Source organism: Blautia sp. AF26-2 (genome assembly GCF_003460955.1).
Taxonomy (GTDB): Bacteria; Bacillota; Clostridia; order Lachnospirales; family Lachnospiraceae; genus Fusicatenibacter; species Fusicatenibacter saccharivorans.
The window spans coordinates 64,495-73,056 of sequence record NZ_QTWD01000016.1 but is presented as its reverse complement, the minus strand read 5'-3'; the positions used below and the strand labels follow the sequence as shown (position 1 = coordinate 73,056).

Genomic DNA, 8,562 nt, shown 5'->3' with positions numbered 1-8,562 from the left:
CTCTTTCCAGACTTACCTTCATCGGAATACTCATTTACGATTTCCATGTTCTGAAATTCCGCATATCTCTTGAGTTTTTCTTTCTGAGCATCCAGACTGTAGCCATCTACCTGCATGGTTGTGGATACTCTGGTATATATATCGCATTTAATCTTTTTATTCTTCATAATCTTCCTCGCAGTATAACTCTGTTTTATTGTCCCAACCTTATTTTAGTACTTGTTCCAACTATTTTCAATACTTATTCTCCGTATTGACGCATTTCTTCGCCAATCGTATAATTAAGTTAGATACAGAGCATTTCTGTTATCAAAATATTGCCCGCCCACCATTGGCGACTTATAAATGATTGGCTCGAAAATATTGTTCGCTTACCGGAAGCGTCTAATAAATGTCCGGCTTGAAAATTATTTAGAAATTATTTTTGTTTTCGATATTGTGTTTTTATCACACATTGCATATACTATAAATACACAAAAAAGCCAAAAAAGAGGAGGTGTTAGTATGGCTACTTCAAGTATTACTCATAATTTTGTCGTATCCAATCCAAATAGCGTAAAGCGTTTTGTCGCAGCAATTGACGAAGCCGACCGTGACCGCACACCAAAGCAGACACTTCCCGGACGTCAGTTAACGAACCCACAGGAAATCTTAGCTTTAATGTCAAAAAGGAAGAAAAAACATGTCTGATAAATATTTTACCGTTAATATTCGGGCATATTTGTATAAAGACGAACCGACATATATCGGAGAGGAAAGTCTTTACGACTTACTCTCCGATTTTTCTTGTCCCAAAAATCCCGATGTGGAATACTTTTTATTACATAATGCGATTGAGTTTACCAAAAAAGATCAATCTATCACTTATCTGGTATTTGATGCTGAAGATGCTTCACTGGTTGGTTATTTTTCACTTACAGTAAAACCAATCTCTGTCCGTGCTTCAAATATCAGCAAGACAATGGCAAAAAAGCTGTCCCGTGTCAGTATTTTGGATGAAGAAACACAATCCTATACTACCGCAGCTTACCTGATCGCCCAGTTGGGAAAGAACTATTCTCTTCCAAAGGAAAAACGAATTCCTGGAAATATTCTACTGGGATTTGCACTGGAAACCATATCCAGTCTCAAATATTCCGTAGGTGGCGTTATGGAGTTTCTTGAATGCGAAGATAATGAATTTCTTCTGAACTTTTATACACAGAATCATTTCAAACCATTTGATACTCGTATTACTGCTTCCCAGAATAATGAGCCACACACTCTGCATCAGCTTTTAAAATTTATTTAATTTAGAGCGCAAAAAAGCGACAGTCTGATTTACATTTTGTATTTCAGGAAACTGCCGCTTCTTTTTCTTCTTTATTCTGTTTTTCTTCCTCCAACTCCCGGAGGACTTCTTCGCCATACTTATCAATCATCCGTACCAGAAAATCAATGCACCGCTCAAATTCAATATTCTGTTGCATAAGCTCCTCCTGTCATTGTTTTGATCTGAGCTTATTTTACAGAACCTGCCGGAAAACCACATTGAATAGAAATTGATTGTAAATTGACACAATCAATTTTAAAATATCCGCGTTTCCTTGAATCGAATGTACGTTCGCGTTATGATAGATGTACTCAATCTTAACTACGAAAGGGGAATTTCTATTGAATCGATGCGATTTTTCTTCTATTAGCACTTGCTTAAAAAATCATATCAGCGAAAGTAATCAAATGAGTCAGCCTGATTTTTTATATGAATTATTTGAAGATTTTATGGATGATCCGGCAAATCAGGATTTTTCAATGGATAACGGTCTGGTTTGCCGCTGGATGACTGGTCAGGCTAAAATCAGTCCTAAAATATCCGCTTACTATTCCAAGCCATCCAATCAGGAAAAATTAGCCCATACCATCCACCAGAATCTTCTTCCACTGATGTCTGACTGTAATATGGCTATACAAGATATTTACACTTTATTCATTCATGATGACAGCATCTCAGATGCGAAAAAGAAAAATCTGACTCCCTTATATAAACCAGCCAGCTCACGTCTGCTTTTTCTTGCAAAGCTGATTTCTTTTGGCATGGAGCGACAATTTATCAAACGTGATACTAAAAATCAAAAATTAATTGCCGGAGGTGCCCTGTCACCCATTGTGCTGGATTATATTATGGACAGTGAGGTTCCGAAACCATGCCGTCATTTTATCGGAAGAGATAAAGAACTGGAAGAATTATATACCATGCTTGAGGAAAACCGGCATGTTTTGCTTTGCGGAATTGCCGGTATTGGTAAAAGCGAACTTGCAAAAGCCTACGCAAAACATTACAAAAAGCATTACACTAACATTCTATATGTAGAATATACAGGTGATCTTCATCAGGACATTACTGACATGGATTTTATTGATGATCCACCAGAAATCAGCGAACAGGAACGGTTTCAAAGACATAACCGTTTTCTGCGTTCCCTGAAATCCGATACTCTGCTTATCATAGATAATTTTAATGTCACAGCTACACAGGACAGTTTTCTGTCAGTAGTATTAAAATACCGCTGTCAGATTTTATTTACGACCAGAAGTAATCTGAATGAATACTGTACTTTTCAATTAAAAGAAATAAAGGATATAAACATTCTTTTCCAACTGACATCTGCATTTTATTCAGAAGCAGACAAGTATCGTTCGACCGTCGAAAAAATCATAGAGACCGTACACTATCATACTTTTGCTGTAGAACTGGCTGCAAAACTTTTGGAAAATGGAATTTCAACTCCAGGTCAGTTATTAGCAAAACTTCAGGAAGAAAGAGCATCTCTCGATAATGAAGATAAAATTAAGATAATCAAGGATGGTCAAAGCAGTAAAGCCACTTATTATAGTCATATCCATACTCTATTTTCACTATATGCTTTATCCCGAAAACAGCAGGATATCATGTGCAATTTGTGTTTTCTTCCTTACACTGGTATTTCTGCCCGCATATTCGCCAAATGGCTGGAACTGCCTACCTTAAATGAAATTAACGACTTGATTGAAACTGGTTTTGTGCAGACAACTACACGTCACACAATCTCCCTGCATCCTATGATTAAGGAAATTGCCCTTTCAGAGACAAAACCATCTGTAAGTAGCTGTCACATATTACTGGATTCTTTACAGAAAATATGTTTAATGCATGGAATTGAAGTCGATTATTACAAGAAGCTGTTTCAGACAGCAGGAAACATCATAGAATTGATTGAAAAAGATGATATACCAAAATATCTACTTTTTCTGGAAAATGTTTTTCCATATATGGATAATTATAATTACCAGAAAGGTATGAAAGAAATCATTCAGGAATTAAAAAATTTTTTGAAGCCTAAAGACATTGGCACCGATTCTGACCGGGCGTTATTACTGGATTTTCAGGCAACCCTTGAAACCAAACCTGAAAAAGCAATAAAACTGGAAGAAGATGCACTTGCCCAGATAGAAAATATCACTGCCGACAATGCTCGCCTTGTTTCCAACCTTCATGCCAATCTCGGTGGACTTTACCGCATGAACGCTTATCCCGATCTTGCAAGAGAACACATGGAAAAAAGTATCTCACTGCTTGACCAATTTAACCTGCTTCATATAAATGACAGCATACCTCAGATTGCCAATTATGCAATGTTCCTGACAGAACAGCAGGAACCCGAAAGAGGCATCTCTGAATTGCAAAAATTATCCGGCATCATCAAGGAATACCATTCCGATGATTGTCTGGATTATGCCAAAGTGCAGGAAACCCTTGGAACCATTTATCTGATGACTGCCAATCTTCCGCAAGCCAAAACACATTTTAAAAGAGCTTTCAAAATATATGAAAAGATCTGGGCTGATGAACCAGAAATGATTGAAGCAAAATATCAGGAAATTCAGGAGTTATATCCACAGATTGGATTTTGCATTGGAAAAAATCTATCCGGTCTTTTAACAAAATAAGCATACTTTACGGCGGGCAACTTGCCCGCCGTTATATTCAACTATTCGTCAAATAAATATATGCATCTTCCAAAGTGATATCATTATTCAGGACACAATTCTCATTTGGCTTTCCTTTGCTTAATACTTTCATATGAATTCCATTTTCTACATACTGCTTAGATGATATAGAATAATTGGCTTCTAACAAACGGGCTTCTTCTGCATTTTGTACCGTACAATTCCAAACACAGCCCTTTGCATTTTCCAGCAATCCACTCACGCTTCCGGAATATAAAAAACTTCCTTTTTTCATAATGGCAAGCTGTGTACAGGTTGCTGCTAAATCTTCTACTACATGAGTGGAAAACAGCACAGTTCTATCCTTTGAAAAATCAACCAGAAGATTGCGGATCCTAATCCTTTCTTCCGGATCTAACCCGGTGGTAGGTTCATCAATAATCAAAAAATCCGGATTATTAAGAAGTGCCTGTATGAGTCCGACACGTCTCTTCATACCACCAGATAATTGCCGCATTTTTTTATTCTGATGCTCTGTAAGAGAAGTCTTTTCCAGATAATAGGTAATTCTTTGTTCGAGGTCATTTCTGGATACTCCTGACAGTCCCCCCATATATACAAGGCATTCTTTCACCGTAAGATTCGGATATAAGTCGATTTCCTGTGGAAGATAACCAATCTTTTTCTGTATTTTTTCATAATTTCCCTCGTTATACAGAATTCCATCAATCGAAACCACTCCTTCCGTTTGTTTTAAAACGGTTGTAAGAACCCTCATCAGCGTGGTTTTTCCCGCACCATTCTCTCCCAAAAGTCCGTAAATTCCCTTGGGTATTTCAAGAGATGCCTTATTTACTGCAACTACACCATTTTTAAATCTAACTGTTAAATCATTTATTCTAATACTCATAATCTATCCTCTTTTCTTTAAAGCCATTGGTAATACTGCAAATAAAAACAGCCCCGTTATAAAAGACACAAGCGTTCCATAAATCCAACTCTCGGACATTAATTGAGTAGGTTCACAAAAGCTGAAAGAAAACAATCCCAGATTTCCGAAAAATGAACTTCCCGCTTTTGATATAAGTCCAATGACAATTCCAAATAAACATCCTATACCTGCCCACATATTTCCAAGCAATGTACACAAAATCACAGAGCATATACTCCAAAGCCAGATAGTTCCAAACATTGCAATGAAATATAAAAGAAATATCTGAATACCTGAAATGCCTTCGTTTACACTGCCCGGTTTTTGCCAGAAAAATAAAACATATCCAACACAGGAAAGTATTAATAAATATAATATTTGAACGCACACTCTCTGTGATATTACTTTTAACTGCTTTTTTTGATCATACAAATGAAATACATCGGCACGCTTACTTTTTACTTCCATCAAATATGTGTCACTACAAAAAATAATTGTTAAAAATGCTATTGGAGACTGAATTGCTGAACCGATTTCTTCATAGTATATAATCGGATGAATAACACACAATATCAGTATAAAGGCATATGAATAAAAAATCTTATATAACGACAGGCAGTTTTTGAGTTCCGTTTTCAATGAACCCTCCTCCTTTTCCAGATTGTAACAGAAATACATACTAATATAACAGATGCGATCACAAGCATAATCTGATTTATATTTGACATTTTGGCTGCATGTGTTTCAAAAAACCTGCCAGGAAATCGCACCATAATAGAGAACGGTCTCATATAATAAATATCATTCTTCTCGGTCAGCATATTTGAATATATAATGTGTAAAAACAAAACTGGTGCTGCCGGAAGCGGATTTTTAAATATTAATGCTGTAATTGTATAGACACAACATATCATCAAAAGATTCGGCACAATATAGATCAGAGAATTCACGCAAAAATCAATTGGTGTTACCGGAAATCCCGATTCTAAAGACGTTTTCAAACACAGCATAAAGAATATAACATTCAAAATCACTAATACTCCCAGCATACTAATGAATCCGCTTATTACTTTCCCACATATATATTGGATTGCCGTAACAGGCTTTGTATGTAATAATTCATAGGTACTTTTTCGTGTATCCTGAATAAATAAAAATGATAGCAAGACTGTTGCAAAAAAGGCCATATGCAATCCTGCAAAATCCGTGAACTTTTTGGCAAAGTACCAGGAAAAAGAATGTTCGGATAATTTCCGCTCGATATAATGATTGATTTCTTCTGCTGTCCCCTTATGAATTTCAAGGTCCTCATAAGCATATATTGCATTATAATAGCCATATTGGGATTCCAAAAACTCAGAAGCAGTCTTTACATCCATATTCTGAATTTCTTTCATTACATGATCCGCTTCCTGCCTGCTAAATCCAAAACCATTTTGGGAGGTGTCCATTAACGTCTCTTTGATCGTATCTTCCCACTCCCTTCTTCTTTCTTTATCATCAGATGTGGGAATGTACCCATCCATGACATCGGCATCTTCCAATTCTACATCATTTTGTGTGACCTGTTCATTCTGTTTGATATAATGAATTTGCAAATACGGTGACAGACATTGATACATACTGGCAACTATAATAATCAAGCCAATCCACAAAACAGGGTTCTTTAAATAATCAAGTATACTTCTTTTTATGATTGTTTTCATTGTATCTCTTCCTTTCTTTATTTCTTTAACAACATCATACAAATCAATTCTCAATAAATTCACAACAAAAAAGACTAAAACCACTTTATTTGTGATTTCAGCCTTATAAAGTATTTTTATTCAGCTTTGAAAAGAGCTTCTACATGAGCACCGCCTTGTCTGGCATTATATATTTTCAAATTTCCTCCATGCTTTTCACAGAAAATACGAGAAATATACATACCAAGGCCAAAATGCTTTAAATCATCTTGTGGATTCTTATGATAAAATGGTTCTGTTACTTTTTCCTCAGTATCCACAAATCCTATTCCATCATCTTCAACAGAAATTATAAGAAAACCATCCTTTTTCTTTATCTGCAAAGCAATACTTTTTTGTGCATATCGAACCGCATTTTCCAGTAAGTTGTCTGTCACTTCCATGACAAGTTCCTCATCCACTTTCACAATGTTTTGTTCCTGCACTCTTTCTACCTTACATAATTTACTTTCCTTCTTGGACAGCATGGCAGCTTCTGCCTCAATCTTTTTTGCCAGTTCCGATAATTCTATCTCTGAGCATTGCAGTTCCCTCTGTTCTAAATGGGACATTTTTCTCATGTTTTCCGTGAAATGCTCTATACGGTCAATCTGATACATGCCTGTTTGTAAGATATCAATAACATCCTCTGTTTTTATACTCTCAGCAGAAACAAACTCTAAGAGCATTTCCTGATACCCACGCAATATGGAAAGTGGAGAACGTATATCATGTGCAATTGCATTCCGCAAAGCCTTCTCGTCATCAATCATTCGCCACATCTTTCTGTTGTTATCTGATAAATCACTTCGCATCATTTCAAATTCTTTACACAAAGTTCCCATCTCATCTTTATTTTCATAGGACACATGAAAATCCAGTTCATTATCTGCAATCATTTGTGAGGCATCTTTTAGTTCCTGTAGAGGTGTCTTTAACTTATTTTTATAAAAAAAGAATACCGCAACAACACTCCCAACAATCGAAAAAATCAGTACCGAATATGTTTCCATAAAGTCACACATTTCCGAAAGATGATGGTCCAAACGATTCATCTGTGATTGATTAGGTCTTGATATCTCAATCTCGTATTTCTTTCTATATTGCTGAAACACGTCCGTATAATCTGCATAATCAATATATTTTTCCCATATTTTATTCTGCATATTTCTTGCAAAATGAACTGTAAATCCAGATAACAGAAATGCTGCCGTTAAGCTGATCACAAAATAAAGCAGAATTGTTTTTTTCAGTGACAAGTTTCTTATTTTTTCCATCGGTATCCAATCCCCCATACAGTTTCTATGTATTCTTTTTCTGAATAATCCGCTATTTTTTTCCTTATACGCCGTACTAATTCCGTTATCGTTCTACTGTCCCCTTCCGCATCATATCCACAGACTTGTGCATATATACGTTCTTTATCAAACACCTGCCCTGGATGCATGGATAAGAATTCAATAATCTGATATTCAATTTTTGTGAACTCCATCCTGTGTCCAGCTATAGCTACTATTTTTTCAGAATAATCAATCAGCATTTCATCCATGAAACGGTATTCCGTTTTTTGTTGATGCCTTTCTTCTCTCTTTATGTTTGTAACAATCCTCGCTTCCAACTCCCGAAGACTAAATGGTTTCGTAATATAATCATCCCCACCTGAAAGCAACCCATTAATTTTATCATCTTCGTCAACTCTTGCTGTTAGAAATAAAATTGGACATAACACTTTACTGCGTATCAGACGACATACTTCAATCCCATCCATGCGTGGCATATTGATATCCAACAAAATAATATCCGGTTTCATTTTTATTTTATTTAATGCTTCCATTCCATCTGTAGCCGTAATGGTTTCATATTGTTTCATATTAAAATAACTACAAAGCATTTTCACCAATTCTTTATCATCATCGACAACTAAAATCTTGTATTTCATCC

10 protein-coding genes are annotated in these 8,562 nt (G+C 35.9%); 3 read left to right on the top strand and 7 right to left on the bottom strand.

Annotated elements, in window-relative coordinates; all coding sequences use genetic code 11:
• Nucleotides 1-167 (bottom strand): recombinase family protein (locus tag DWY63_RS18990; protein ID WP_147343079.1); only part of this gene is annotated, 167 nt, incomplete at its 3' end.
• A gap of 337 nt (nucleotides 168-504) precedes the next feature.
• Between DWY63_RS18990 and DWY63_RS18575 the strand changes: the two genes are divergently transcribed.
• Both DWY63_RS18575 and DWY63_RS16855 read left to right on the top strand, forming a co-directional pair.
• Nucleotides 505-690 (top strand): hypothetical protein, encoded by a 186-nt coding sequence (locus DWY63_RS18575; protein WP_014080774.1) that lies wholly within the window; start codon nucleotides 505-507, stop codon nucleotides 688-690.
• Complete coding sequence (locus DWY63_RS16855; RefSeq protein ID WP_117802667.1) at nucleotides 683-1,291, top strand: GNAT family acetyltransferase; 609 nt, start codon at nucleotides 683-685, stop codon at nucleotides 1,289-1,291. The genes DWY63_RS18575 and DWY63_RS16855 overlap by 8 nt, the downstream gene beginning before the upstream one ends.
• A gap of 43 nt (nucleotides 1,292-1,334) precedes the next feature.
• Here the strand turns inward: DWY63_RS16855 and DWY63_RS18640 are convergent, their stop codons facing one another.
• On the bottom strand, nucleotides 1,335-1,469 hold the full coding sequence (locus DWY63_RS18640; RefSeq protein ID WP_004844681.1) for a hypothetical protein: 135 nt from the start codon (nucleotides 1,467-1,469) through the stop codon (nucleotides 1,335-1,337).
• Between the two features lie 250 nt (nucleotides 1,470-1,719).
• Between DWY63_RS18640 and DWY63_RS16850 the strand changes: the two genes are divergently transcribed.
• The gene (locus DWY63_RS16850; protein WP_117802666.1) at nucleotides 1,720-3,966 is read left to right on the top strand and encodes a tetratricopeptide repeat protein; all 2,247 of its coding nucleotides are present in this window, start codon (nucleotides 1,720-1,722) and stop codon (nucleotides 3,964-3,966) included.
• 37 nt (nucleotides 3,967-4,003) lie between these two features.
• On the opposite strand, the gene DWY63_RS16845 is transcribed toward DWY63_RS16850, so the two are convergent.
• From DWY63_RS16845 to DWY63_RS16825, 5 genes are all read right to left on the bottom strand, one after another.
• Entirely contained in the window at nucleotides 4,004-4,876 is an 873-nt protein-coding gene (locus DWY63_RS16845; RefSeq protein ID WP_117802665.1) for an ATP-binding cassette domain-containing protein, read from the bottom strand.
• A 3-nt stretch (nucleotides 4,877-4,879) separates the two neighbouring features.
• A complete protein-coding gene (locus DWY63_RS16840) occupies nucleotides 4,880-5,536 on the bottom strand; it encodes a transporter (RefSeq protein WP_243001911.1) in 657 nt (218 codons plus the stop codon).
• On the bottom strand, nucleotides 5,533-6,603 hold the full coding sequence (locus tag DWY63_RS16835) for an ABC transporter permease subunit (protein WP_117509306.1): 1,071 nt from the start codon (nucleotides 6,601-6,603) through the stop codon (nucleotides 5,533-5,535). Before DWY63_RS16835 ends, DWY63_RS16840 begins: the two co-directional genes overlap by 4 nt.
• A 116-nt stretch (nucleotides 6,604-6,719) precedes the next feature.
• A complete protein-coding gene (locus DWY63_RS16830) occupies nucleotides 6,720-7,898 on the bottom strand; it encodes a sensor histidine kinase (RefSeq protein ID WP_117802664.1) in 1,179 nt (392 codons plus the stop codon).
• Nucleotides 7,886-8,560 (bottom strand): response regulator transcription factor, encoded by a 675-nt coding sequence (locus DWY63_RS16825; protein ID WP_014080778.1) that lies wholly within the window; start codon nucleotides 8,558-8,560, stop codon nucleotides 7,886-7,888. The genes DWY63_RS16830 and DWY63_RS16825 overlap by 13 nt, the downstream gene beginning before the upstream one ends.
• Nucleotides 8,561-8,562: the final 2 nt, after the last annotated feature.

Excerpts from the sequence above, each read along its gene's own strand:
- DWY63_RS18640 (WP_004844681.1), bottom strand. The coding sequence starts at position 1,469 with ATGCAACAGAATATTGAATTTGAGCGGTGCATTGATTTTCTGGTACGG.
- DWY63_RS16850 (WP_117802666.1), top strand. The coding sequence starts at position 1,720 with ATGAGTCAGCCTGATTTTTTATATGAATTATTTGAAGATTTTATGGAT.
- DWY63_RS16845 (WP_117802665.1), bottom strand. The coding sequence starts at position 4,876 with ATGAGTATTAGAATAAATGATTTAACAGTTAGATTTAAAAATGGTGTA.
- DWY63_RS16835 (WP_117509306.1), bottom strand. The coding sequence starts at position 6,603 with ATGAAAACAATCATAAAAAGAAGTATACTTGATTATTTAAAGAACCCT.
- DWY63_RS16855 (WP_117802667.1), top strand. The coding sequence starts at position 683 with ATGTCTGATAAATATTTTACCGTTAATATTCGGGCATATTTGTATAAA.
- DWY63_RS16830 (WP_117802664.1), bottom strand. The coding sequence starts at position 7,898 with ATGGAAAAAATAAGAAACTTGTCACTGAAAAAAACAATTCTGCTTTAT.
- DWY63_RS18575 (WP_014080774.1), top strand. The coding sequence starts at position 505 with ATGGCTACTTCAAGTATTACTCATAATTTTGTCGTATCCAATCCAAAT.
- DWY63_RS16825 (WP_014080778.1), bottom strand. The coding sequence starts at position 8,560 with ATGAAATACAAGATTTTAGTTGTCGATGATGATAAAGAATTGGTGAAA.